This is a genomic window from Fibrobacter sp. UWCM (genome assembly GCF_900129735.1).
Classification (GTDB): domain Bacteria; phylum Fibrobacterota; class Fibrobacteria; order Fibrobacterales; family Fibrobacteraceae; genus Fibrobacter.
Genome location: NZ_FQWR01000004.1, coordinates 146,408 through 171,310, shown reverse-complemented (window position 1 = coordinate 171,310; position 24,903 = coordinate 146,408). Strand labels below are relative to the sequence as shown.

Below are 24,903 nucleotides of genomic sequence, written 5' to 3'. Positions count from 1 at the left end.
GCTGGGCGTTGCCCAGCAAGCGTGTCCATGGATACTCTTGCACCTTCGGTGCTGCGGTATGACGAAGGTAGGGAAAAGAGAGTAGATACACTTGCCTTGCTTCGCAAGGCTGCGGTATGACAAAAGACAAAAACCGCACCATTATTGTATCTTTCAAGTATGATCGTCGAAGAATTGAACAGCCTTTTCAAGGCGCAGGGCAAAAAGCGCTGGCAAGTCGCCAACACGACCGCGAAGGAACGCATCGCGAAATTGAAGGCTCTCCGCAAGGCGATTGTAGAGCGCCAGCAGGAATTCTACGACGCCGTGTGGGCGGACTTCCACAAGCCGAAGACCGAAGCCTGGCTGACCGAAGTGTTCCCTGCCCTCGAAGAAATCGACGACGCGATTGCACGCCTCCCCGACTGGATGGAAGACAAGCCCGGACGCTGGAGCTGGCTGTTCCCGCTCAACCGGAGCGCAAGCCATTTCGAGCCGAAGGGCCAAGTGCTCGTCATGGCGCCGTGGAACTACCCCTTTTTGCTGTTCCTCTCGCCCATCACCGCAGCCATTGCCGCAGGTAACGTCGTCATCGCGAAACCGAGTCACAAGACGCCCCGCGTAAGCGCCGTTCTCGAATCGATTATCGCAGACGTATTCGAGAAGGACGAAGTCGCCGTCGTGCAGGGAGCCGGAACGGAAATCGGCGACAAGTTGCTCGCCCTCCCCTTCGACCACGTGTTCTTCACCGGGAGCCCGAAAGTCGGCGCGCACGTCGCGGAATGTGCCGCGAAGGTCCATGCAAGCATCACGCTGGAACTCGGGGGAAAATCTCCCACCTTTATCCTCGAAGACGTGAATGTCGCGGATGCCGCCCGGAAAATCGCCTGGGGCAAGTGCCTGAACGCAGGCCAGACCTGCATTGCGCCGGACTACGTGCTTTGCCCGCACAGACTCGTGCAACCGCTTGCCGACGCGATTGCAGACAACATAAAGAAAATGTACGGCGACACGGAAGAAATCCGCCGCAATTGCGAGAACTTCGTGCACATCGTCGAGAGCAGGGCCGTTGAACGCCACAAGGCATTAATGAAGGACGCTGTTGAACGTGGCGCTAAGGCCGTTACCGGCGGGGCGGATTATTGCGATATCGCGGGCAGGTACACGCCTGCAACCGTACTTACCGGCGTCACGCCCGAAATGGACATCATGCAGAGCGAAATTTTCGGGCCCATCCTCCCGATTGTCGCCTACGATTCGCTCGAAGAAGCTATTGCGTTTGTCCAGAGCCGCCCGAAACCGCTTGCACTTTACATCTTCGGGCGCAACGAGAAGACGATCGACCGCGTGCTGCGCGAAACCACCTCGGGTTCCACCTGCGTGAACCACTGCATTCTGCAAATAGAAAACCTCTCGCTACCCTTCGGGGGCGTAGGCATGAGCGGCACCGGCAATTACCACGGGTTTTACGGGTTCAAGACGTTCAGCCACGAAAGGAACGTGATGCACCAGGGCGTTTTCGACCCCATGCAGTTCCTCTACCCGCCCTACCACAAAGAAGGCGACAAGGGCTTCCGCGCAAAAATCCAACGGATTGCAAAGAAAATACTGGGGTAAGCCCCAAAAACTATCCAAAAATAAAAGCCGCTTTTACTATATTTATGCATATGAGTGAATATTTGCATAAATCCAGCATCGGCCCCGTAGAGCCGAAGGACTTCGTCAAGGACTATGGCGAGGCCGGTTTTGTGCTGGAAAACGGAAAGACGCTCCCCGCGCTCAACATCCGTTACGAGACATACGGCAAGCTGAACGCCGCCGCCGACAACGCGGTTTGGGTCTGCTCGCCCTTGACCGCCGACGCACACGCCGCCGGCTGGTACACCGAAAACGACAAGAAGCCCGGCTGGTGGGACGAACTCATCGGCCCCGGCAAGGCCATCGACACGGACCGCTTCTTCGTGGTCTGCAGCAACATTTTGGGCGGGTGCAAGGGCACTACGGGCCCCGCAAGCGTGAACCCGCGCACGGGCAAGCCCTACGGCAGCACATTCCCCACCATTACCATCGGCGACATGGTACATGCGCAGAAGGAACTCGCCGACGGGATCGGCATCAAGGAATTCTACTGCGTCATGGGCGGCTCGATGGGCGGCTTCCAGGCGATGAAGTGGGCCATCTACTACCCCGAGCAGGTCAAACGCATCGTGATTATCGCGAGTTCGCCGCGCTTCTCGAGCCAGGCGCTCGGATTCGAAGTCGTGGCCCGCGACGTGATTACGCAGGACCCGAACTACAACAACGGCGATTTCTACGGTGAAGGTGTCGCAAAACCCGACGTGGGCCTCGCGAATGCCCGCAAGCTCGCGCACATCACCTACCTCAGCGCCATCGGCATGGAGCAGAAATTCAAGCGTTCGCAGGAACAGGAGAACAGGAACCACGCCGTCACGTACTCCACGCCGTTCGACCTGAACCTGCCTATCGAAAGCTACCTGCGCTACCAGGGCAAAAAGTTCGTAGACCGCTTTGACGCGAACAGCTACCTGCACATCGCGCACGCGACCGACGCTTTTGACCTCGAAACCGAATACGGCAGCATCGAGAACGCCTTCAAGGACATCAAGGCCGAAGTGCTGAACGTGAACCTCTCCACCGACTGGCTGTTCCCGCCGCACGAGAGCCGCCGCATCACGAGCGCACTCCTGAACGTGGGCAAGAAGGTGACAAGCCTCGAACTCGACACGCAGTTCGGGCACGACGGGTTCCTTATCGAAGTGGGCGAACTCGGCAAGGCCGTAGGCCGCTTCCTCGATTCAAAGATTATCCCACAGCAAGGCACGCAAGCCGTTCCCGTTTTCCACGAAGAGAGCGACTTCAAGCTGCTCGGCAAGCTCGTGAAGGAAGACAGCCACGTGCTCGACCTCGGTTGCGGCAGTGGCGACCTGCTCGACTTCCTCATCCAGAAGAAGAACGTCACGGGATTCGGCATCGAGAAGAACATCACGGGAATCCTCGACTGCCTCGAGAAGGACGTGCAGGTCATCCAGCGCGACCTCGACGACAAGGGAATCTCGGACCTGAAGGACGGGAGCTTCGACTACGCGATTATTAACCGCACCATCCAGGAAATCCGCGACCCCGTGGCACTCCTAAACGAACTGTTGCGCGTCGCAAAAAAGGCCATCGTCACGTTCCCGAATTTCGGGCACTGGACCACCCGCGGAAGCCTCATGCTCCACGGTCGCATGCCCAAGTCCAAGGAACTGCCGTACGAATGGTACGACACGCCGAACATCCGCCTTTTGACGGTAAAGGACTTCTACACGCTCTGCAAGAAGGAAGGGTTCAAGATAGAGAACATCAACTTCCAGAGCGACCATACGCTGAGTAAGGTCCTTTCCGCATTCGGACTCAAGAACTTTGGCGCAGAACACGTGATTGCCACTATTTCGAAGGTTTAGACATGTCGATTATTTCCATGACCGGATTCGGAAAGAGCGAATCCACATTGAACGGAACCACCTGCGTTATCGAAGTGCGCAGCGTGAACAGCCGTTTCCTCGAAATTTCAAGCAAGATTCCTAAAAACTTCGCCTACCTCGAAAACGACCTCAAGGCCCAAATCAAGGACAAGCTGGCCCGCGGCTCGGTGAACCTCTCCATCACGCTCGGCGAGGGCGCCGTCGGGAACATTCCCGTATGCTACAACGAAACGGCGGTAAGCAAGTTCGTGGAAATCACCAAGGCCCTGCAGGCAAAGCACGGCATCGCGGGCGAAATCAAGCTCGAGCACATCCTCGCGATTCCCGAAGTTTTGCAGTTTACCGATGCCGGCGCCGACAACGAGGCCTGGGAAAAGCACCTGAAAGCGGAACTCGACAAGGCGCTGGACGGCGTTATCGCCATGCGCGAAAAGGAAGGCGCGAATCTCGCGGCCGACCTCACGAAGCGCGTCGCCCACCTGGAAGACGTGCTCGCGAAAATCGAGGTGCTGGACCCGCAGCGCATCGACACATGGAAGGTCAAGTTCAAGGAACGCATCGACAGCCTGATGAAGGATAGCGAAATCGACGACGTGCGCCTGCTGCAGGAAGCCTGCATCATGGCAGACAAGCTCGACATCCATGAAGAAATCACGCGGTTCCACAGCCACAACAAGCTGTTCCTGGATGCCCTCAAAAAAGGCGGCGCACAGGGCAAGAACCTCGGGTTTATCCTTCAGGAAATGGGCCGCGAGGCAAATACCCTCGGGACAAAGTGCCAGAGCGCAGAGATTGCGGCGCTTGCCATCGAACTCAAGAACGAAATCGAGTGCATTAGGGAGCAGAGCTTAAACATCGCATAAGGCTCGGTCATAGAAGATGCCCGCCTTTTCGTCCACAGAGTGGATAACTCAACTAAGGCAATAAATTGCCAAGTTTCGTATAGCGGGCATGACGTTATGCGGGCATGACATTACGCAGGCGCGCTTCGTTAGCGCGCTTTATTTTTTGGAAGTCTTCTTCTTGTCCTTCATCTCGACGCGGCGGCTACCCGCACGCAGACGTTCCCACGGTGCAAAGGATGACACCGGAACGAGGAACACGAAGAACCACACGACAAACAGCAGGTACCTGAGAATGCCGTAAATGACGTTCGCCTTCCCGAGCATATCGATGGTTATCGCCGCCTCGAGAAGCAATGCCCCCACAATCACGGGCACAAACAACTGCTTTGCAGCCTTCACGATGGCACCGTTCTGCGGAGCGCCCGCCCCGAGATGCTTACCCGCTACAACGGCAAACGCCATCGCACTTGCAAAACCGAATGCCGACTGCACGCCCCATACCAGGTTCATGGGCTCTTCCGCTGGCCACGGGATGGCGGTCAGTATCGCGCACAGGAAAAGCCACGCCAGCGCAAACGGGAATAGCACGCAGGCTACGGACAACTTTGCAAACAGGAGCAACAGGAGCGAAAAAAGGGCGAGAATTCCATACATCGGGAGGGCAAGATCCTCGCTACCGCCCATCACCATGAGCGCACCGCCCAGGAGTGCGGCAGAAACAACCGAAGCGATACCGGCACGGGCCCCGCCAAAAACGATAAACATAACTAAGCCCGCAAGTGCTGCAACTGCAAGGTACTGCGAAGACGTCCAAAAACCTTGGACATTATCAATACCGGCAAGCCACATGCCAAGCCCCTCGGAAGCGGCTATCGGGAGTCCGACAAGAAAATCCCACGACTTTGCAAGTACAGTTACCGTCACAATGACCATGACCACTACCGCAATAAGGCGGATGCGGAGCATCAGTTCCAAAAAGTTCTGTACCTTGCCCGGTTTTTCACGCAAATCCATCAATTACCTCGATATTAATAGTTTCTGTTTCTTGGTCCACGTCTTGGACTTCAAATCTGCAGTCGCCGAGACCTCGTTACGCACAACATAATGATAAAGCCCGTTGGCGAGAAGCCTTCCGTGATTATCGCGACCGTCCCAGTGCGTCACGCCCGAAACGGCATCCTTGATGACCTTCACCAAACGGCCATGCTGATTGTAGATAAAGATATTTACCGTAGATTCACGCCCCACCGCAAGATTCTTGAAGTAGAACGTGGTTCCCTTCTTGCCTACCGGATTCGGAACGTTGAACACGTCGGCAAGGCCGGACTTGAGATCTTCTGTAATTTCCAGGTTCAGCGTCTTCACGGCAGTATTGCCCAGCACGTCGAGGGCACGGACCCTGAAGGTGTATTTCCCCTCCGGGTACGATTCCGCAGTGAACGACTTGTGAACTACCGCCCGCTTCGAGGACTGCTCCAGATACGGGTACGGATGGTAGGGATATTCGATTCCCTCGACCTCGAGCGATATACCCTCATCTGCATATTCGCGGAAATCAAGCGCCGTAGAATCTTCGATAATCACCTGCAGGCATGCGGGAGACTGCAGGCGCACCGTCTGCCCGTCGGCATACGAGTTTTCCGAACCCTTCGCAAAGCAGTTCTGGATAGAAATTGTCGGAGGGACGGTATCCTGTATGGAATCCGCATACGCAGAGAAACCAGAGATGGTAATGCTGCCCGCCCTGTAACGCCCGATAGCGCGTTCGTCGCTGGAATACGCCCATGCAGTGAGTTCCACCGCCGTATCGCCAAACGAAATCTTGCGCGGGGTTATGAATTCCGTCTCGTAGCGGCCTCCCGTTACCGGCACCTTCTCGGAATACACCAGCGTGCCATCGTACACCACTTCGAGAGAATCCTCCGGATGCTCGGGGTCACCCAGGAACAGGTTCTTGTTCCGGCGGCTTTCGCGCATGGAAAGTTCTATCACACCATTATTCATTCCCGAAACGGAACCGGAAAGTTTTACCTTGTCAAGCGCCTTGAGCGTATCGATTTTCTGGTCGAGCGTTACCTTGAACCCGTTGCTCAGTATTTTTATCACGGGCTCGCCAATAAGCACGTAGTGCTCGTTATTATAACGTTGTCTGTACAGGCTTGCATTGTTCAGCGAGGTCAACTGTTCCGCATTCGTATTTTTAGCCCGCATAAAGGCCTCGCCTATCGTAATGCCGTCGTTACGGAGCAGGTTGAACACGAAGTTCTTACCGAACTTTTCATTGTTTGTCGCAAACGTCTCACGAGCAGCGCCCACCGAGGCAATGGAGCCCGCCGATTTCGCAACAACGAATTCCTCGGAAAGCGAGCGCTTGATACCCTCGTCGAAACGACCCACGATGCAGGAGAACGAATTGAGAATCGTGTAGCGGCCCGTATTCGAAATTCTGGAGAGGTAGCTGGGCTTGAGCAGGCCTTCTGCCGCCCAGTCCGTCTTGGAACCGTGCCCGAAATACGTCGTCATCAGGGCGCCCTGGTTCAGCACGTTCAGCAAATCTTCGGTGGCGGCCTTCTTCTGGCCCGCGGCATCTTCCTTGTAGTCAAGCAGGTAAACCTTCTTTTGGCTCCAGTGGTAGTTAAGTTTTTTCGCGAGCGAATCGATGGAACGGGAAAGCCCTTCCTGCAACGTGGTGTGCCCGGTTCTGTCGACCCCCGTACCGTTCTTCGCGTCGTCCGCCGTCAGCAGCAATGTATTGCGCCATTCGGAATGGTCGAACCGGCCCACCATATCGTAGTCCTTCGCCTTCTCGAGATAGGCGGAAAATTCAACGGGAGTGCTTATCGGGAGTCGCCCGACAGCCAAGTCCAGGTCGTAGAAACCGGTACGCACCATCTCGCCCGAATCGAGCACAGCAAAGAAATCCTCTGTGACGTTATCTTCCATCTCGAAAGGCGGCATGTAGTTCTTGCCCAGCTTTTCCTTGATTCCGCGATAGTCGAAATGGCCCGTACCGACAAGCAGCACGTACCGGAGATCGGGGCACACGGAATGCGCGTAGGAGATGTAGTTCCTTAGGGCAACCGGCGATGCGGAACCGCCCGTATAGTGGCGGTAAATATCCTCGGCATTCACTACAGTCGTCGCATACGAGGCTATAGCCTTCCCTTCCGAACGGAATCGGCCCAAGGCAACAGCGCCTTCGATAAACTCAGGTGCAGAAATTATGAGGTATTCCGTCTTCGAGTTGATTTTCGCGACATCGAAAAGAAGGTCATTCGATTCTTCGGTCTGGCCCTCCACGCGAACAGCGGTCCTGTACGTGCCGTTCCTGTAGGCAAGGTACCTCACGTCTTCGGACGCACTCACGCTATCGACCGCATAGCCGCCCTCGCTCGCAAGCACGCCCACAGGTTGCATGTTGCGGAACTTGAGCAGGCTCACTCCACTTGGAACCGGGAGGCGAATCAGGCCAGATACGCGGCCCGGCAGGTACCATTCCGCACTGTCGACCACCGGGTTCCACTGGTAAGCAATCGTATAGCCGTCAAAGCGGTCGTACTGCCTCGAGTTCGGGAGCATCGTCAGCTGGAACCTGTTGCCAGAATCCTCTAGCGGGACACCCGCCACCTGCATGGTCCCGTAGGCGACAAGCTTCATATCCGCATCGGAATAGGTTTTCCCGTTGACGGAGAAATTGTAGCGGATTTCGTTCATGCGTTCCAGCATGCTCGATGTCGAAAGCATCACGTTCGGAATCTGGTCCTTTTCGCGCTCCACGAACGAATCCCAGATGGAGCGATGCGGGAAATACGATACCTGCAAAAGAGTCTTGCCGCCTTCGATGCGGCCCGGAAGGCTAGAAAGATGCGCCATCCCGATATCGGACTTGACTGCAGTATCGAGGCGGCAGTTCCAGTGCCAGAACCATTCCTTACCCGTAGATTCTTCCCACTCGATTCCCTTTCCGTAATACGTGTCGCGAAGCCGCACATCCTTTTCAGCACGCACGTAGCGCATTAACGGAACGTCCTTCGCAGAGCCCTTGTACGCGGGGAGAGTCTTCGAGAGGCGCAGCGCATCGCCCGAGCCATTCCACCCCAGCTGGAAATACTGGTAGAACGAATACGGCGAAACGGAATGGTAGTAGACGCTATCTTCAAGTTTCCATATCGACGTGCCATAACCGACAAACACGATTGTATCGCCATCATCGAACGTTCCGTTGGCAGGCCCCGAACCGCGCTTGGAGTGGTCACGGATTTCTATGGGAATTTCAAAGAGATGCGCGGGAGCGACATCGCGAGAACCGGGAACCACTGCAGGCAGGGTATCGGCAGATGCACCATACAGCCTGAGCTTTTCGACAGGAATGCCGTTCAGGCTATCCTGCATCGTGTACGGGAGGGCGTTGTGGATTGTCCTGTAATCCACCGCATAGAGGCCGTCTTCGCTGTGGGTTGCCACATCCTTGTCGCCCACAAGGAAGCGCGCAAGGAAATGCACGTCGGAAGGACCGACCGATGCAGTACGCCGGAGCGACTTGCGCAGTGCATTTTGCGGAACGCCAAAGCGAGCGGCACCATTCGTGTTTACGACCCGCGAGAGGGCGCGCTTTCCGGGATTTACGCCCGAACCAACCATGGAGAAATCCACCTCCAGGCGGAAATCCTTGCGCAGCCTTACCGAATTGCCGAAGCGCTCGTACAGGGGCACGCGCACGTCCACCATCCAGAGGCCGTCCTTCAAGAACGGGGCAGATGCCCTTACCGGCGAAAACTTGAGGGTTGCTCCCTCGCAGTAAGATGCCCCCAACGGGATGGTCTTCTTGACGGAAACGGACACCCGGGGCCTTGCACCCGCGGGGATAGCCACGCGGTACGTGCGGTAAGGCACATCACTTGAATCGCCAAGCGTCGCATTTTCCGGGACAAAACGGCTTCCCGGAACTGCCTCGCCCAGTTCGTCGATACACCCGTAAACCGAGGCATCGAGCACCTCGTCGTCGGCAACAAAACGCGAGCGGGAATCCTCCACCACGTTCATGGCGAAAGAGGCTACAGCCAGGAGCAAAACCGCTATTATGGACGACTTAAACTTCACTTTCTAAAAATACAAAATAGGCACATGAAAGATTACGGGTTCGTGATGACCATTTCGTAAAATCCGTTGCCGTTGGTCTTGAATTCTACCCACTGGCCGCCCACCGCCTTCGTCCGGAATATGGTATAGGACTGCGGGGGCACGCCCTTCTTGAAAATCGCCGTAAGTTCGGCATCCGAAATCATGGCCTTCGCGTTGAACGCGGGCATGTACCAGTGCCACGCCTGCCAGTTAAAAAGCGCGCGGGTGGACTGCACGAAGGCACGGAGCATCAGGGCGTACTCGTACTCGAAAAACGCACGGTAGTTGTTTATCTCGTTTTTCTTCTCGACGGTCGTCTTCTTCTCAAAATCGCTGTCAAAGCGGAGCGGGGTCGCATCTGGCTTGGAATAGCTGAAGCGGATGTACTTGTCATTCGCCGAGACCTTCAGGCTCGGCCTGTCCAGATGCACGAACTCGGATGCGCTCACCTGCCGGTAGTCGCGGAACACCACTTCGGGGTTCAGCACGCGGTTCATCTCGAGCGGCACGGGCTTGGCATCGAGGGCTTTAAGCTCGTAGAACACCAGCACCTCGCCCGCCCCCTTCGGGAGCAGCGCGCACAGGAGCGGCAACTTACGTTCCGAAAGCACCCACACCATCTTCGGCTTGTTGCTTGACTTGAGCAGAGGGTCCAGCACGCCCATCACGGAGGGGTCGCGAATACCGTTCACATCCCATTCCATCCAGGTTCCGGGGCCACCCACGGAATCGAGAACCGCAAAGAGGCGGTTCCCGCTGAATTCAGCCTTCGAATCGACCGCGCCCACCAGTTTTGCCGGAGCGGCGTGTACGCAAATGGCGGCTAGCAATAAGAGAAAAACGACACGCATCTAGAATCCGATAGGCTCAAGTAGGCTCTCGTCGAGGCGGGAATACGTCATGCGGTATTCCTTCTCTATCCAATAGAGCGCGAGTTTCCTTGCCGTCCAGTTCTTCTTGACTGCGATGGATTCAATGCCCTTCGTAATGAGCGGAATCGTTTCGGGCAAGTTGAGTTTCCATTCCTTGTCGTCCCATTCGAAAATCATGATGGGCACTTCGGGGCTCTTGGCAAGCCCGATGCTCCCGCGGTCGTTTTTCACCTTCATGGGGCCAAGCGGCAGGTTGGTAAGCCTGTCGAACATACCGCTCTTGCTGAGCATCATGAACAGCATGCGGTCTTCGTCTGTGGCCCACAGGTGCTCGCGCTCGTAAAGGCGGTAGAGGATAATGGAATAGGCCTCGTAGAACTGGCAGGTATCGATATCTTCGGGCTTGTAGGTACGGGCGTGGTTCTCGAGCGTATCGAGCCAGTATTCCGAAGTATCGGTCAAGAAGGCGTAAAGGGTATCTGCGGGGGCGCCATCACGCACGGCGGCGATAAAGTTGTTGAACATGATTTCGAGCAGGGCCTGCTTGTCCTGCTGCTGGCCCTCGTACAGGGCATCCTTCACCTGGGCAGAAACCTCGTTCGAGCCCGAGGCCGCATCCTTGGCTCCGGAATTTTCGGACGTGCCCGCACAGGCGACAAAACCAAGCGCAAGCAGAGCCACAAGCGCCACAACTATTTTATTTTTCAGGTCATGCATCGCGATACCTACCTCAGAATGACATTGGACCAGCTGCTCGCCGCCTGCACCCAGAAGGGTTTCCAGGGGTCTGGCCCGGGCGGGCAACACCGCAACAAGACCAATACCGGAGTCCAGCTGAACCTTCCGCAGTACAATTTAGAAATCAAATCCTGCGAAGCGAGGAGCGCGAAGGAAAATAAGACCCACGCGCTGCACCGCATGCAGATGGCTCTTGCCCTGAACGTGCGTGAAACGCCACCCGCGGCAGAAATCCCCTTCCCCGGGAGCAACGGGCACATACAGACAAGCAACGCACTGTTCCCGCTGTTCGTGGCACACGTGTTCGACATCATGGCGACCAAGAACGGAGACACGAAGGCTGCGGCACAGGCGTTCGGCATAAGCCCGAGTGCCCTCGTGAAGATACTCAGGCAAGACAAGGCCTGCGCAGAAAAGCTGCAGAACCAGCGCGTTGCCGGCGGGAAGGCGAAACTGAAACTGTAAGCCAGTATTAATTCGCCGGTTTTAAACTGAATCTGTTGGTTTTAAACTGAGTTTGTCGGTTTTAAACTGCGCCGGCGATTAATCATATCGATCAACTGCTGATTAGACGCCCGTAAGGGGGCGTTTTTTATTGCTCCAAAAAATTTTTTCGACGATTTGGCTCATTTTCCGTTTTAAACCGTTTTAAGGGTAGGACCACCCAACACAGGAGGTTTTATGAGTCCTACCAAAATGATCAAGAAGGCCGTGTGCACGCTCGCCATGGCCCTGTGCGCAGTCCCGTTCTGGAACTGCGGTTCCGAATCGTCCGAAGGTGCACCGACAGGTTCGCTCGAAGGGAAAACCGCAAGCGTGGCGCTCCGCGTCACCCACGTCGAAGTGCCGCTTATGGACAGCATCGTCGTGGAATGCGTTGGCGCGGATTCGCTCCACCTCACGGCAGGCGCGAAGGATGCGCGCTTCGACCTGGACCTTTTCCCGCATGACCACTGGAAGTTCAGGGCGATGCTCTACGCGAACGGGGCGCTGATGCAGAAGGGAGAAATCGAGATGAAGCTCGAGGCCGGCAGCACCGTGGATGTATCTATCCCGATGCACGCCCTCGTCGGCTTCGTGTACGTGGAAATCCCCCTCGGGTTCGGCAATCCGGCGGGTATCGCCTCGGGCACACTCACGCTCGCCTCATCGCAGGCCACGTTCACCTACCCGATGGAAACCTCGGGCCTGAACGCCACCTTCAAGAGCGAGATGCTGGCGCTCGGGCTCGACTATGCGGTTACGCTCTCCCTGCGGGATTCTTCCGGCGTGGAAATCTACAGCATGCTGGACACGCTCCGTATAGACGAGAACACTCCGGTACCGGAACTCTCGATAAATTCCCTCCGGGCCAAGACGAAAATCGCCCTGCAGATAGCGGACGACGTGGAACTCCAGATTCCGCTCACGCTCCCCGCCACCCGCAGGAAGGTGAAGGAGGGCGACCTCGTGATCAGTGAATTCCTCGTAAATTCAAAAAACGATTCTATCGCCTTCGACTTCGTGGAGGTCTACAACGGGAGCAACGATACACTGCTCATCGGGGACTGTTTTATCGGGAAGACATCCGCCCTCAAGGAATCCTCCGCGATTCGCCCGGTGGAACTGCCTCCCCGGAGGGCGCTTGCTATCGGGAGCGATTCCAGCGAGGTGGTGCCCGAGGAGTTCCGGCTGGTGGAGAAGATGCCCGCGTTCAACAAGTCGAATTCCTCGACGGCATCGTCCATCGTGTTCCACTGCGACGGCGATGTGCTCGATTCCGTGTATTACGGGAAGGTGGACAGCCTGCACCTCACCGCAGTGCCCCTGAACAGTTCGTCGGCAACGGTTGCCCGCAGTTCGCAGCTGAACATCGGCGCGTGGGATGACCGCGAGAATCCCGAGAACTGGAGTTTGGGCTCTCCTACTCCTGGAAGGCTATGAGACTAGGGAGGGACGCTATGGGCGGTCCCTCCGGTGCGGTAAACATTAAAGCGGGTCGGCTGTTCGCCGACCCGCTTTTAAATTCCGTGAAATTTTCAGGGTTAGCCGTGCAGTTGGACTGTCGGCTTTTCCATATCGAAAAGGCGGCGCAGGAGTTCGGTCTTGGCCGGGTCGCGCTCGTCGGGGAGCGTGAGCGGCGCCATGTTGATGGCCACGAGAATCGAACCCGGGTAGTTGTTCGCGCACTTGATGAAGTCGCTCGAAGAGACCCCTTCGGTATAGAAGTCCACAACAAACGTATCCCAGTCGTCGTTCTCGATTTGCTCCATGGCCTCGGCCTCGGTCTTCACCGCCTTGAAGAAAGCCCCGACAAGCACGTCGGAAAGCACTTCCAGGCACGCGTTGCGGCGGGCATCGTCTTCTTCCCAAATCAAGATGCGGCGTTCACTGTAGTCGCGGACAACGGGGGCAAGGCCTTCTTCCTCGGGGAAGAACTCCTTCGCTTCCTCGCTCATCTCGTCATCATTTTCAAATTCGTCTTGTTCTTTTGCCATAGTAGCCCAAATATAGTAAACCTGCATGCCAAACGTTGCCATTTCGGGCCATAATTTCTAAATTTGCGCGCAAAAATTACAAACACAGGCAGATTTTATGGATCAATCAAAAATCAGAAACGTCGCCATCATCGCCCACGTTGACCACGGCAAGACCACCCTGGTGGACCAGCTCCTCAAGCAGTGCGGAACCTTCCACGAAGGCGAAGAAGTCAACGAACGCGTGATGGACTCCGACAACCTGGAACGTGAACGCGGCATCACCATTCTCAGCAAGAACACGAGCGTCATGTACAAGGGCTACCGCGTGAACATCGTCGATACCCCGGGGCACGCCGACTTCGGTGGCCAGGTGGAACGCGTTCTCGGTACGGTGGACGGCGTTCTTCTGGTGGTGGACGCATTTGAAGGCCCGATGGCCCAGACCCGCTTCGTGACGCAGAAGGCTCTCGAACTCGGGCTCATCCCCATCGTGGTGGTGAACAAGATTGACCGTGACGGCTGCAACCCGCACGGCGCCCTCGACAAGGTGTTCGACCTCTTCTGCGAGCTCGACGCCAACGAAGAACAGCTCGACTTCGACAAGGTGTTCGGCAGCGGTCGCAAGGGCATCTGCAAGGCCGAGATGGAAGACCCGGACGGCGACTTCAGCATCCTCATGGACAAGATTATCGAGCGCATTCCGGCCCCGAAGGGCGACCCGGCTGCAGAACCGCTCCTGCAGATTGCATCGCTCGAATACTCGACCTTCCTTGGCCGCCTGGCCGTGGGCCGCGTGCAGCAGGGCGTGTTCAAGCCGAACCAGACCTACGCGCAGTCCTTTACCGACGGCACCGTGAAGACGATCCGCCCGCAGAAGATTCTGCGCTACGAAGGCCTTACCCCGAAGCCGGTTGACGAAGCGGGCCCGGGCGAAATCGTGCTTATCGCAGGCCTCGACACGTTCGATATCGGCGATACCATCAGCGCCGCGAACAACCCGAAGCACCTGCCGCGCATCCACATCGACCCGCCGACCATCTCCATGATTTTCACCGTGAACACCTCGCCCCTCGCCGGCAAGTACGGTGGCAAATTCATGACGGGTAACCAGCTCCAGGAACGCCTGGAACGCGCCCACATGGCAGACCCCGCCCTCCTCGTCGAGAAGGTCGACGGCGCCTCCACGTTCAAGGTATCGGGCCGTGGCATTCTGCACCTCACGATTCTCGTGGAAAACATGCGCCGCGAGCTCTACGAATTCACCATTGGCTCTCCGCAGGTGATTTTCCACAACGACGAGAACGGCAAGCTCCTCGAACCGGTCGAAGACTTCAAGGTCGAAGTCCCGAACGAATTCAGTGGCGCCTGCATCCAGGAAATCCAGCAGCGCAAGGGCGAAATGGTGAACATGGTCACCGACGACAACGACCGCGTGACGCTCGAGTTCATCGTGCCATCCCGTGGCCTTATCGGTATCCGCCCGAAGCTCCTCTCGCTCTCGAAGGGTTACGCCGTCACGCAGTCCTTCTTCAAGGAATACCAGCCGTACAAGGGCGAAATCCCGACACGCATCAACGGCGTGCTTATCGCGAAGGAACCGGGCGAAGCAGCAAGCTACGCGCTTTCGAACCTGGAAGACCGCGGCTACCTCATCATTGGACCGGGTGCGGAAGTTTATCCGGGCATGATCGTGGGCGAACACAACCGCGACGTCGATATCATCGTGAACGTCACGAAGGGCAAGCACCTCACCAACATGCGTTCCAAGTCCGCTGACGACATGATTCAGCTGACCCCGTACCGCCGCATGACCCTGGAAGAATGCGTCACCTTCATCAACGAAGATGAATGCATCGAGGTTACGCCGGAAATTCTCCGCCTCCGCAAGACCGAGCTCGACCCGATCAAGCGCAAGCAGATGTCCAAGAAGCCGGCCGAAGACGACGATTAAGAGACCGTTCGCGCAAAAAATTAAGCCCCGCAATGCGGGGCTTTTCTTGTAACTGCTAGTCCTATACCAAGAACCCGAGACGCCCTTCCCCGCTCTGGAGGAACTCGTCCATATAGTTCTTTGCTATCTGGCAGGCTTCCGGCAGATCGTGCCCGAGCGCCACGTTCGCAAGGATTGCAGAACTGAGCACGCAGCCCGTTCCGTGCTTTCCCTTGCCGGGGAGCCGCGGGCTTCTGAACTTACACCGTTCATCCTTATACCAAAGCGTATCTACAGATTCCTTGCCACGCGCGTGCCCGCCCTTCAGGAGCACCGCAAAGTCCTGCCCCATGTGGATTTCGCCGCGGGATTCCGCAAGTCCCAAACCCAAGTACGCAAACTCGTCCTGGTTCGGGGTCACAAGGTCAATCGACTTCATTACGGGAATAAACTTGTCAGTTTCGCGCATGAAGTGGAAACCCGCACTCGCCGAGGCAATCGGGTCCCACACGATAAATGCGTCCGGAGATTCATTACGAACAATCTCAACGACGCGTTTGAGCGTGCGCGCCTTTTCCACAAGGCCAATCTTCACGTACTTGAACTTGTGCTTCTTAAAGAGCGTCCCGAGTTGTGCCTCGATGCGGTCCCATATGACCCAGCCCGGGGCGACAAACTCTTCCTCGTTCTGCTGCGTGAGCGCCGTACACACCGCCTGGCCGTACACGCCGAAATGCGCCATCGTCTTGATGTCGGCAACAAGGCCCGCACCGGAGCTTCCGTCGAAGCCCGCCACAGTAAGCGCATATGTCATTTTTTTACACGACATATTAACAAAATAAAAAAATTAAGTATCTTATGCTAATTCTTTTTTTAGAAAAACAACCTCGCTTATACGCCTCTCTCCCCAAACTTCCCATATGGCTCTGTCGGGCCAGACCGTACTTTTGGGTCGAAACTGCGAAAACGCTGCGAAAATGACCCTCTGGCTCTGTTAGGCCAGGCCGTATAGCTGCGAACATGCTGCGGACCGCCGAATGACCATTTCAGCGTAAAAACATCGGTCATGCAGCCGAAAAACAGTTTTGGAAGGGCTTACGGAATGAGGATTTTTTGCTAGCCGAGGTCGAAGTAGTTGTCGTCGCCGGTGCTGAACACGCAAAGATAGCGGCTCCCCATACCCCAGTTGTCAAAGACCGTCATGTAGAAGAACCCCTGGTCGTCGAGCATGCGCAAAAGGAAGTCTGCACCGAAGAGGCCAAGCAATCCGTGCGACTGCTTGAGGAATGCCAGCTGATCAAAAAGGACGCCAGCGGCAAGTACGTGCTCACCGAGAGCGCCATCACCACCGGCGACCGCACCTCAAACTCGCCCTGCGCGGCTTCCACCAGCATTGCCTAAAGCTCGCCGCCGACAAGGTGTTCCAAATGCAATTCGCCCTATTCCAAGTGGGCGGTAAAAAGTAATTCCCTAAAAACCAAAAAGCAAAAGGCCTCCACACGGAGGCCTTTTAGCACTTCTAAAAAAACTACTTCAGAACAATGCGCTGGACTTTAAGTAGCACCCTGCCGACGGTCACGCGCACCACGCGGGCGCCACTGCCCAGGCCCGAAAGGTCGAACCGTCCTTCCGCCCCGTCAAAGCCGTAGCGGGTCAATTCGTTGCCTTGCAAGTCGAACACGCGAAGCGTCTTTGCCCCAGCGCTCGGGGTTCGCACATTGAGCACACGCCCATCGAGGTCCAGCGAACACGCCGCATTCAGCGAGACTTCCAAAATCGCGGTCGTCGAGGAGTCCCCCTCCATCGAGGAACTGCTGGAGGAAATCGGCCACCAGACCATGCTGGAACTGCTCGAAAGTTCGGCCACGCTGCTCACCGGCTGCACACTACTGGAACTTCTCCACGCACTAGTACTGCTGGAACTTGCCACCGCCCAGCTGCTGGAGCTCACGACACTTGCACTACTACTGCTCACCGGCTGCACACTACTGGAACTTCTCCACACACTAGTACTGCTGGAACTTGCCACCGCCCAGCTGCTGGAGCTCACGGCACTTGCACTACTACTGCTCACTGGGGCAACGCTACTGCTGCTCGCCAGTTCCGGGCAGCTGTTCACACCCACCGACTGCTTTGTGGAGAAGCAAACCCGGTCTTTGCCGGACTTTAGCATGTTGTACACGTTGTAGCGGCTCGAGAAGGTGGCCATGGTCCTGCGCGGCGGATTCGAGGCGCTAAACTGCTTTGTACCCGAATTGCTTCCGCTGCCAACGAGCGTCGCCGCAAGCGTGTAACGCCGAGCATCGCCCTTGTTGGGGAAGTAGTCCCAGGCATCACTGGTGTAATTGACATACCAAATGTACACGCCGGTCTCGGCGCTTTTGTTGTCAAAGTCGGTGCCCGAGATTTTGGAGTCCCAGCCAATGCCGGGGCGATACTCGATCACATAGAATTCATCCTGATTCGAGGGGTTGGTAATGGAGTACGCCTTGTTCGCATCGATGTTCGGCAAAACATAAACGTCGTCCGATTCCTTAAGCTCCTCGATTTTCATCCAACCCATGGATTCCCTCTCAAAGGCACTGTACTTGGGAGGCTGACGCCCCAGTCCCCCCGTACTGTAACTATAACCGTTGTACATACCCTGGGTCATTACATCGTACGGCGATGGCCCAGGGACCCATTCATCCTCGTAGTTCGAATAAAAATCGGGCAGCCCAAGCACGTGGCTAAATTCATGGGTCATGACGCCAATGCCATTGTTCGCGCCGTCGTCCGCCAGCTGCGCAATCAAAAAATACCGTTCGAACTTGTAGCCGTTGTACTTGGTATAGCGGTCATAGACCGAGTACCAGTACATGTGCCCCCACATACCCGTATTTTTTTCGGGCCCGGCCATCACAATGCCAAAACCGTCTATCACCTTGTCGCCATCGGCGTCGTATTTGTTGAGGTTGGCGTCGCCTATGGCGGCAGCGCCCGCCTTGACAACCGCCTTCACAAAAGAACCCTCATCGGAGCCCGCCGATGCCATATTGACATTAACCTTCACGGGGACCATGTCGAACGTCGGCCTAAAGATATTATTCGACGATACCTTGAAGTAGTCACGAATGCTGCCGTAATGGGAGTCCTCGGAATAGCCTTCCTTGTTGCACTGGTCGTTGTAAGCAGCGACCTCGGCATCCGAGAAGGTGCGCTCATCGGTGCCGTCGTTCGAGGTCACCAAAAAAACGGGGAATCGTACTTCCCCCTTGGTAAAGGTGAACGGTTCGGGGCGGTACATCACGGGCACCGAAGACTCCTGCGCAGGCACCTTGTGGTTCAACCTGAACCCTTCCATAAGGCGCTTTTGCTGGTCGGGGTAAGCATCTGGATGCTTTTCGCGATGCCTAGCGAGCATCTTGTAAAGATTCTTGGATTTCAAGAACGCCGTCGCCTTTACTGAACGGGCATCCACATTCTCCGCCTTAAATTCCGAAGGTTCCGCATTCTCGTCGGCAAACTTCCTAAAACCGTCCTCGTCCTTCAAAACCAGGTAACCATCGGAAGTCGTCTCATAATGGTAGTTTTCGTCCCCGTGTTCAAAGACCGAGACTACGCTGCCATCCGGCTGCTGTTTTAGAATCAAGAAGGGATTTGCGGGGCGGGCAAACGCCCCCGCACAAAAAACCAAACAAATAAAACCAACTATAATGTGTCGATTCATTTCCATTACCTCAAGATGAAAATATATCAACGCACTTTATTGAGAGCAGCCCCCAACGAATTAACGTGTAAAAAACGTGTTTTTTACACGCAATTTACATACCCTAGTGATTCTTGGGCGCAGAAACACGGCGGCCCTTCAAGTCGTAGAAGCGCTCGCGCGAAAGCACGTTGAGTTCCGGCTCCCCGTAAATGTTCTTGCGTACAAGATCAAACGATTCGCTACTAGAAGTCGAAGGTTCCTCGGCACTGGAACTGGACTCGAGTCCAACCGAGCTGGAACTCTCCACGACCGAATTGGAGCTGTAAAGCACTTCGCTGGACGAGCTCATGGCTTCGCTCGAGGAACTCAGGAACACAAGACTGCCGCTGCTGTAGGCGATCTTGAACTTTACCGACGAGTCGGTCTCGGTGATTTCAGACAAACTCACGCCAAGGCTCTCTCCGCTCCACAAGGCAAAGTTATTGATAGAAGTCTTTCTTTCGTTACCGGAGAACGGATCCCCCTCGTACGTTCCTTGCTTATAGCCCCAGCGCGATGGCTGGTTTCCCTTGCCATCGGCCTCGATCAAGTCCACACGCTGGAGGTCCGACACGTTCAACTCGTTCTTGCTCCACGCCGTCTTGTCGTAAGTAATGTGCCAAACGAGCATCCCGTGCATCGGGAGTCCGGCATCAAAGCCCTTTTGCATGCGGTAATCCAAAAAGTAATACTCATTCGGATTTTTACTGGGAAGTACTAGGCCGTCGTTCTGGGTAACATCGAACAGTTCCTGCTCCTCGTCCGATTCCGACAATGTTCGCGGGACCTGCCAACCCAAAGAGTATCGCTCAAAGGCATTCAAGTACGGAGGCGAACAACTGTACACGTAATAACGGGGCTCTGTCGGGCCAGACCGTACTTTTGGGTCGAAACTGCGAAAACTCTGCGAAAATGACCCTCTGGCTCTGTTAGGCCAGGCCGTATAGCAGCGAACATGCTGCGGACCGCCGAATGACCATTTCAGCGTAAAAAAATCGGTCATGCAGCCGAAAAACAGTTTTGGAAGGGCTTACGGAATGAGGATTTTTTGCTAGCCGAGGTCGGGCGTACAGATTGGCCCAGCAGAGCCTCCCATATTACTGCACAAATTGTCACTCTTTGACAAAAAATTTTGCTATATTGGGGGCAAAGGGCGGACCGGAGCCGCGAGTCCGGGCAATTACCGCCAGAATTCTCGCGAAATTTCTTAAAATTGGCGAAAAAAGGCACTTTTTTAGTTTTGCAAAGGTAAGCAGACAGGTAGATAATGGCTGTAAAGTACGACAAGGACAGCATCAAGACTCTAGATTGGTACGAACACATTAGGCTCCGCCCCGGTATGTACATCGGCAAGCTGGGCGACGGACAGAGCCCCGACGACGGCATCTACGTTCTCGCGAAGGAAGTTATCGACAACTCCATCGACGAGTTCGCCATGGGCGCGGGCAAGAAGATTGAAATCGACATGGAAGACCACAGCTGCCGCGTGCGCGACTACGGCCGCGGCATCCCGCTCGAGAAGGTCATCGACTGCGTGTCGAAGATGAATACGGGCGGCAAGTACGATTCCGAAGCCTTCCAGAAGTCCGTGGGCATGAACGGCGTGGGTACCAAGGCGGTGAACGCGCTCTCTACAAAGTTTATCGTACAAAGTTTCCGCGACGGCAAGGTCAAGCGCGCCGAATTCAGCAAGGGCATCTTGGTGAAGGACTTCAAGATTACCTCCACCACCGAGAAAAACGGCACCGAAATCTACTTCGAGCCCGATAACGACCTGTTCAAGAACTTCCGGTTCCTCCCCGCCTACATGGAAGAGAAAATCTGGAACTACGCCTACCTGAACAACGGGCTCACGCTGGTGATGAACGGGAAGGATTACAACAGCCCGAACGGACTTCTGGACCTGCTCCACAGCCGTACCGACGACACCATCCGCTACCCGGTCATCCACTGCAAAGGCAAGGATATCGAGTTCGCCATCACGCACTCGAACCAGGAAGGCGAACACTACTTCAGCTTTGTGAACGGCCAGCACACCACCCAGGGCGGTACCCACCAGGCGGCATTCCGCGAGGGCCTGGTGAAGGGCGTGCGCGACCACTTCAAGAAGGAATACGACGCTTCCGACGTGCGCAACTGCATTGTGGGAGCCATTTCCGTGCGCATCCAGGAACCGGTTTTCGAATCCCAGACCAAGACCAAGCTGGGTTCTACCACCACGGCCCCCAACGGCCCTGCACTCCGTACCTGGATTGTGGATTTTGTGGCCCGCGAACTGGACAATTACCTCCACAAGAACGAGGATACGGCCAAGAAGCTCCTGGAACGCATCAACCAGAACGAAAAGTTGCGCAAGGAACTGGCCGGTGTCAAGAAGCTCGCCAACGAGCGCGCCAAGAAGGCAAACCTCAACAACAAGAAGCTCCGTGACTGCAGCGTGCACCTCACCGACGCCAAGAACCCGCTCAAGAGCGAGACCATGATATTCATTACCGAGGGTAATTCCGCCTCCGGTACCATCACCACGGCCCGCAACCCCAAGACCCAGGCGGTGTTTAGCCTGCGCGGCAAGCCGAAGAACAGCTACGGCCTCTCCAAGAAAATCGTGTACGAGAACGAGGAATGGAACCTGCTCCAGGCCGCCCTCAACATCGAAAACGGGCTCGAGGACCTGCGCTACGACAAGGTGATTATCGCGACCGATGCCGACGTGGATGGCATGCACATCCGCCTCCTTGTGATGACGTTCTTCTTGCAGTACTTCCCGGAACTCGTGCAGGAAAAACACCTCTACATATTGCAGGCGCCGCTCTTCCGCGTGCGCAACCGCAAAGACAAGAAGAAGACCTTCTACTGCTACGACGAAGAGGAACGCGACAAGGCCGCGAAGGAAATCAACAAGAAGGATTTGGAAATCACGCGCTTCAAAGGTCTCGGCGAAATGGATTCCGAGGACTTCAAGCTGCTTATCGGCGAAAACATGCACCTGGAGACCGTCACCATGCCAAGCGACGCTTCGCTCGGCAAGCTGCTGGAATACTACATGGGCAAGAACACCCAGGCCCGCCAGGACTACATCGTCGAAAACCTGCGCACCGAAGCGGTAGAGGAACTTTAATTTAGACGAAAGACGATAGACGAAAGATATTGCCAATAACTATTGACTAATGACTAACAACTAATTATGGACGAAGAACAGAAAACATTAGGACTTTCGAACGTAAACCACCTGGAAAAGCTGTACAACGGCTGGTTCCTGGACTACGCGAGCTATACGATTCTCGACCGCGCCGTGCCCTACTTCGAGGACGGCTTGAAGCCGGTGCAGCGCCGCATTCTGCATACCATGTACGAGATGCACGACGGCAGTTTCCACAAGGTGGCGGGTATCGTGGGCGACACCATGCACTACCACCCCCACGGCGACGCTTCCATCTACACGGCGCTCGTGAACATGGGCCAGAAGAACCTGCTTATCGAGCCGCAGGGTAACTGGGGTAACCCGCTTACGGGCGACGAGGCAGCCGCCCCGCGTTACATTGAAGGCAAGCTCAGCGAATTTGCGCTCGACGTGATGTTCAACCCCGAGACTACGGAATGGATTCCGAACTACGACGGGCGTTCCAAGGAACCGGTGACCCTCCCCGCGAAGTTCCCGATCCTCTTGGCCCAGGGCGTGGACGGCATCGCGGTGGGCCTTTCCACCACCATCCTCCCCCACAACTTCAAGGAGCTGTGCCAGGCGAGCATCGACTACCTGCGCGGCCGCAAGTTCACGCTGTACCCGGACTTCTACACGGGCGGCATCATCGACGTGAGCGAATACAACGACGGCGAACGCGGCGGACGTCTCAAGGTCCGTGCGAAAATTGAGAAGCTCGACAACAAGACGCTCGTCATCCGCGAAATTCCCTTCGGCACTACCACGGATAGCCTTATCGACTCCATTGTGGCGGCCAACGACAAGGGCAAAATCAAGATCAAGCAGATTGTGGACCACACCACCGAAAACGTGGAAATCCAGATTCACCTGCAAGCCGGTTCCGACCCGCAAGTCGTGATGGATGCGCTCTACGCGTTTACCGACTGCCAGACGACACTTGCCGCGAACAGCTGCGTGATTATCGACAAGAAGCCGCGCTTCAGCAACACGACCGAACTTCTGAAACTCAGCACCGACCACACCGTGCACCTCCTGGACTGGGAACTCGACAACGAGCTCAAGCACCTGCAGGACCAGTGGCACATGACGAGCCTCGAGAAAATCTTCATCGAGAAGGAAGTCTACGAGGTCATCAAGAAGGCAAAGACCCACGACGAGATGGTCCAATTGATTGACGAAGGCTTGAAGCCCTACGTGCGCAAGCTCCGCCGCGAAGTGACCCGCGAGGAAATCCTCAAACTTGCCGAAATCCCGGTCCGCCGTATCAGCCGTTTCGACCGCAAGAAGGCCGACGAATTCCTCGAAGAACTCGACAAGAAAATCGAGGAAGTGAACTACAACAAGGAACACCTCACCGACTACGCCGTGAACTACTTCAAGAATATCCTCAAGAAGTACGGCGAAGGTCGCGACCGCAAGACGGAAATTGCGGAATTCGGCCAGGTGAGCGCCGTGCATGTGGCTCTCGCGAACCAGAAGCTCTACGTGAACCGCAAGGAAGGCTTCCTCGGCACAGGCATGAAGAAGGAAGAATACCTCTTCGACGTCTCCGAGTACGACGACCTCATCGTGTTCAAGGCCGACGGCAGCTTCAAGGTCGTGAAGGTCTCCGACAAGGACTTCGTGGGCAAGAACATCGTGCTTGTCGAGAAGTTCAACAAGGACGACGAACGCCATATCTACAACGTCATCCACCAGGACGGCAAGGAAGGCACGGCCTACATCAAGCGCTTCAACGTGGGCGGCGTGACCCGCGACAAGGACTACTTTATGGGCAAGAACAAGCCCGGTAGCCGCCTGCTTTACCTTTCCAGCAACATGAACGGCGAGGCCGAAGTCGTGGAAGTGACGCTCAAGCCGCGCCCGCGCACCAAGCTCAACTTCGAAGTGGACTTCAGCACCATTGAGGTGAAGGGCCGTGGCGCGATGGGCAACATCGTCACCAAGTACCCGGTCAAGAGCGTCAAGCGCATCCGCAAGGGCGTAAGCACCCTCGGGGCGCGCGTGCTCTACTTCGATGCCCCCAGCGGCCTCATCAGCACGCAGAAGAAGGGCGAACGCATCGGCGAATTCGGCGAGAAGGACAAGATCCTTATCGTGAAGGAGAACGGTACGGCTCGCGTGCACGACATGGCCGACCCGATTCTCGTGGGTACCGGCGTGAAATACGTCCACAAGTTCGACCCCGCGCAGGTATTTACCGTGCTCTACTTCGAGGGCGGGAACTTCAACTACATGGTGAAGCGCTTCAACCTGGAAGGCTGCCCCATGACGACAGAATTCAGCCTCATCAGCGACCACAAGGATTCGCAGATGATTGAATTCTTCGCCACCGAGGACGCACGCCAGCTCATGGAATACCAGGTGGGCCGCGAAGTCCAGAAGGAAGAACTCGACCTCACAGAAGTCGCCGACATCAAGAGCTACAAGGCGCTCGGCAGCAAGTTCACTGCCAAGAAGGTCAAGCGCACGAGCCGCATCACTCCGCCGGATACTTTCGACGACGGCACGAGCGACGACGCTGGCGCCGAGCCCGAAGACCCGACGCTGTTCTAGGGCTTAAAGCTTCGGTGTGACGCGG

General features: G+C 56.0%; 18 protein-coding genes. 9 read left to right on the top strand and 9 right to left on the bottom strand.

The annotated features are described in order from the left end of the window. Positions 1-159: 159 nt before the first annotated feature. The 3 genes from BUB22_RS04390 to BUB22_RS04380 are packed head-to-tail and all read left to right on the top strand — an operon-like array spanning position 160 to position 4,327. On the top strand, positions 160-1,596 hold the full coding sequence (locus tag BUB22_RS04390; RefSeq protein WP_073114086.1) for an aldehyde dehydrogenase family protein: 1,437 nt from the start codon (positions 160-162) through the stop codon (positions 1,594-1,596). 50 nt (positions 1,597-1,646) lie between these two features. Beyond that, the gene (locus BUB22_RS04385) at positions 1,647-3,443 is read left to right on the top strand and encodes a homoserine O-acetyltransferase MetX (RefSeq protein ID WP_254794632.1); all 1,797 of its coding nucleotides are present in this window, start codon (positions 1,647-1,649) and stop codon (positions 3,441-3,443) included. A gap of 2 nt (positions 3,444-3,445) precedes the next feature. Continuing rightward, positions 3,446-4,327 carry a YicC/YloC family endoribonuclease gene (locus BUB22_RS04380; RefSeq protein ID WP_073114085.1) on the top strand — a complete coding sequence of 294 codons (882 nt, stop codon included), beginning with the start codon at positions 3,446-3,448 and terminating at the stop codon, positions 4,325-4,327. Between the two features lie 138 nt (positions 4,328-4,465). Here the strand turns inward: BUB22_RS04380 and BUB22_RS04375 are convergent, their stop codons facing one another. Genes BUB22_RS04375 through BUB22_RS04360 form a run of 4 tightly spaced genes read right to left on the bottom strand, consistent with a single transcriptional unit; the run spans position 4,466 to position 11,019 of the window. Next, positions 4,466-5,323, bottom strand: a complete 858-nt coding sequence (locus tag BUB22_RS04375; protein WP_073114111.1) for a hypothetical protein — start codon at positions 5,321-5,323, stop codon at positions 4,466-4,468. Positions 5,324-5,326: 3 nt separating this feature from the next. After that, on the bottom strand, positions 5,327-9,409 hold the full coding sequence (locus BUB22_RS04370) for a C25 family cysteine peptidase (protein WP_073114084.1): 4,083 nt from the start codon (positions 9,407-9,409) through the stop codon (positions 5,327-5,329). A gap of 32 nt (positions 9,410-9,441) precedes the next feature. Beyond that, a complete protein-coding gene (locus BUB22_RS04365) occupies positions 9,442-10,281 on the bottom strand; it encodes a hypothetical protein (RefSeq protein WP_139258710.1) in 840 nt (279 codons plus the stop codon). Continuing rightward, complete coding sequence (locus tag BUB22_RS04360; RefSeq protein WP_073114083.1) at positions 10,282-11,019, bottom strand: hypothetical protein; 738 nt, start codon at positions 11,017-11,019, stop codon at positions 10,282-10,284. Here BUB22_RS04360 and BUB22_RS04355 point away from each other — a divergent pair. Together BUB22_RS04355 and BUB22_RS04350 are read left to right on the top strand one after the other, a co-directional pair. After that, positions 11,014-11,505: a peptide chain release factor-like protein gene (locus BUB22_RS04355; RefSeq protein WP_073114082.1), complete on the top strand. Its 492-nt coding sequence runs from the start codon at positions 11,014-11,016 to the stop codon at positions 11,503-11,505. The two genes, BUB22_RS04360 and BUB22_RS04355, sit on opposite strands and share 6 nt — an antisense overlap. A 216-nt stretch (positions 11,506-11,721) precedes the next feature. After that, complete coding sequence (locus BUB22_RS04350) at positions 11,722-12,963, top strand: hypothetical protein (RefSeq protein ID WP_073114081.1); 1,242 nt, start codon at positions 11,722-11,724, stop codon at positions 12,961-12,963. Positions 12,964-13,064: 101 nt separating this feature from the next. Here the strand turns inward: BUB22_RS04350 and BUB22_RS04345 are convergent, their stop codons facing one another. Beyond that, positions 13,065-13,517 (bottom strand): hypothetical protein, encoded by a 453-nt coding sequence (locus BUB22_RS04345; RefSeq protein WP_139258709.1) that lies wholly within the window; start codon positions 13,515-13,517, stop codon positions 13,065-13,067. A 97-nt stretch (positions 13,518-13,614) separates the two neighbouring features. Here BUB22_RS04345 and typA point away from each other — a divergent pair, with 97 nt between their 5' ends. Beyond that, positions 13,615-15,450, top strand: coding sequence for a translational GTPase TypA (typA, locus tag BUB22_RS04340; protein WP_073114080.1), 1,836 nt, complete (start codon positions 13,615-13,617; stop codon positions 15,448-15,450). Positions 15,451-15,511: 61 nt separating this feature from the next. Here the strand turns inward: typA and BUB22_RS04335 are convergent, their stop codons facing one another. Next, positions 15,512-16,258, bottom strand: a complete 747-nt coding sequence (locus BUB22_RS04335; RefSeq protein WP_254794631.1) for a bifunctional hydroxymethylpyrimidine kinase/phosphomethylpyrimidine kinase — start codon at positions 16,256-16,258, stop codon at positions 15,512-15,514. Positions 16,259-16,545: 287 nt separating this feature from the next. Further along, positions 16,546-16,695, bottom strand: coding sequence for a hypothetical protein (locus BUB22_RS16620; protein ID WP_175547228.1), 150 nt, complete (start codon positions 16,693-16,695; stop codon positions 16,546-16,548). A 3-nt stretch (positions 16,696-16,698) separates the two neighbouring features. Here BUB22_RS16620 and BUB22_RS17035 point away from each other — a divergent pair, with 3 nt between their 5' ends. Continuing rightward, positions 16,699-16,830 carry a DUF4423 domain-containing protein gene (locus BUB22_RS17035; protein WP_254794630.1) on the top strand — a complete coding sequence of 44 codons (132 nt, stop codon included), beginning with the start codon at positions 16,699-16,701 and terminating at the stop codon, positions 16,828-16,830. A 127-nt stretch (positions 16,831-16,957) separates the two neighbouring features. On the opposite strand, the gene BUB22_RS04325 is transcribed toward BUB22_RS17035, so the two are convergent. Further along, positions 16,958-19,060: a M6 family metalloprotease domain-containing protein gene (locus BUB22_RS04325; RefSeq protein WP_073114078.1), complete on the bottom strand. Its 2,103-nt coding sequence runs from the start codon at positions 19,058-19,060 to the stop codon at positions 16,958-16,960. A 181-nt stretch (positions 19,061-19,241) separates the two neighbouring features. After that, positions 19,242-19,958 carry a hypothetical protein gene (locus tag BUB22_RS04320; protein ID WP_139258708.1) on the bottom strand — a complete coding sequence of 239 codons (717 nt, stop codon included), beginning with the start codon at positions 19,956-19,958 and terminating at the stop codon, positions 19,242-19,244. A 468-nt stretch (positions 19,959-20,426) separates the two neighbouring features. Between BUB22_RS04320 and BUB22_RS04315 the strand changes: the two genes are divergently transcribed. Continuing rightward, entirely contained in the window at positions 20,427-22,277 is a 1,851-nt protein-coding gene (locus tag BUB22_RS04315) for a DNA topoisomerase IV subunit B (RefSeq protein ID WP_073114076.1), read from the top strand. A 66-nt stretch (positions 22,278-22,343) separates the two neighbouring features. After that, the gene (locus BUB22_RS04310) at positions 22,344-24,878 is read left to right on the top strand and encodes a DNA gyrase/topoisomerase IV subunit A (protein ID WP_073114075.1); all 2,535 of its coding nucleotides are present in this window, start codon (positions 22,344-22,346) and stop codon (positions 24,876-24,878) included. Positions 24,879-24,903 lie beyond the last annotated feature (25 nt).

Excerpts from the sequence above, each read along its gene's own strand:
- typA (WP_073114080.1), top strand. The coding sequence starts at position 13,615 with ATGGATCAATCAAAAATCAGAAACGTCGCCATCATCGCCCACGTTGAC.
- BUB22_RS04380 (WP_073114085.1), top strand. The coding sequence starts at position 3,446 with ATGTCGATTATTTCCATGACCGGATTCGGAAAGAGCGAATCCACATTG.
- BUB22_RS04350 (WP_073114081.1), top strand. The coding sequence starts at position 11,722 with ATGAGTCCTACCAAAATGATCAAGAAGGCCGTGTGCACGCTCGCCATG.
- BUB22_RS04390 (WP_073114086.1), top strand. The coding sequence starts at position 160 with ATGATCGTCGAAGAATTGAACAGCCTTTTCAAGGCGCAGGGCAAAAAG.
- BUB22_RS04375 (WP_073114111.1), bottom strand. The coding sequence starts at position 5,323 with ATGGATTTGCGTGAAAAACCGGGCAAGGTACAGAACTTTTTGGAACTG.
- BUB22_RS04360 (WP_073114083.1), bottom strand. The coding sequence starts at position 11,019 with ATGCATGACCTGAAAAATAAAATAGTTGTGGCGCTTGTGGCTCTGCTT.
- BUB22_RS04355 (WP_073114082.1), top strand. The coding sequence starts at position 11,014 with ATGCATCGCGATACCTACCTCAGAATGACATTGGACCAGCTGCTCGCC.
- BUB22_RS04385 (WP_254794632.1), top strand. The coding sequence starts at position 1,647 with ATGAGTGAATATTTGCATAAATCCAGCATCGGCCCCGTAGAGCCGAAG.
- BUB22_RS04365 (WP_139258710.1), bottom strand. The coding sequence starts at position 10,281 with ATGCGTGTCGTTTTTCTCTTATTGCTAGCCGCCATTTGCGTACACGCC.
- BUB22_RS04310 (WP_073114075.1), top strand. The coding sequence starts at position 22,344 with ATGGACGAAGAACAGAAAACATTAGGACTTTCGAACGTAAACCACCTG.
- BUB22_RS04315 (WP_073114076.1), top strand. The coding sequence starts at position 20,427 with ATGGCTGTAAAGTACGACAAGGACAGCATCAAGACTCTAGATTGGTAC.
- BUB22_RS04345 (WP_139258709.1), bottom strand. The coding sequence starts at position 13,517 with ATGGCAAAAGAACAAGACGAATTTGAAAATGATGACGAGATGAGCGAG.
- BUB22_RS04335 (WP_254794631.1), bottom strand. The coding sequence starts at position 16,258 with ATGTCGTGTAAAAAAATGACATATGCGCTTACTGTGGCGGGCTTCGAC.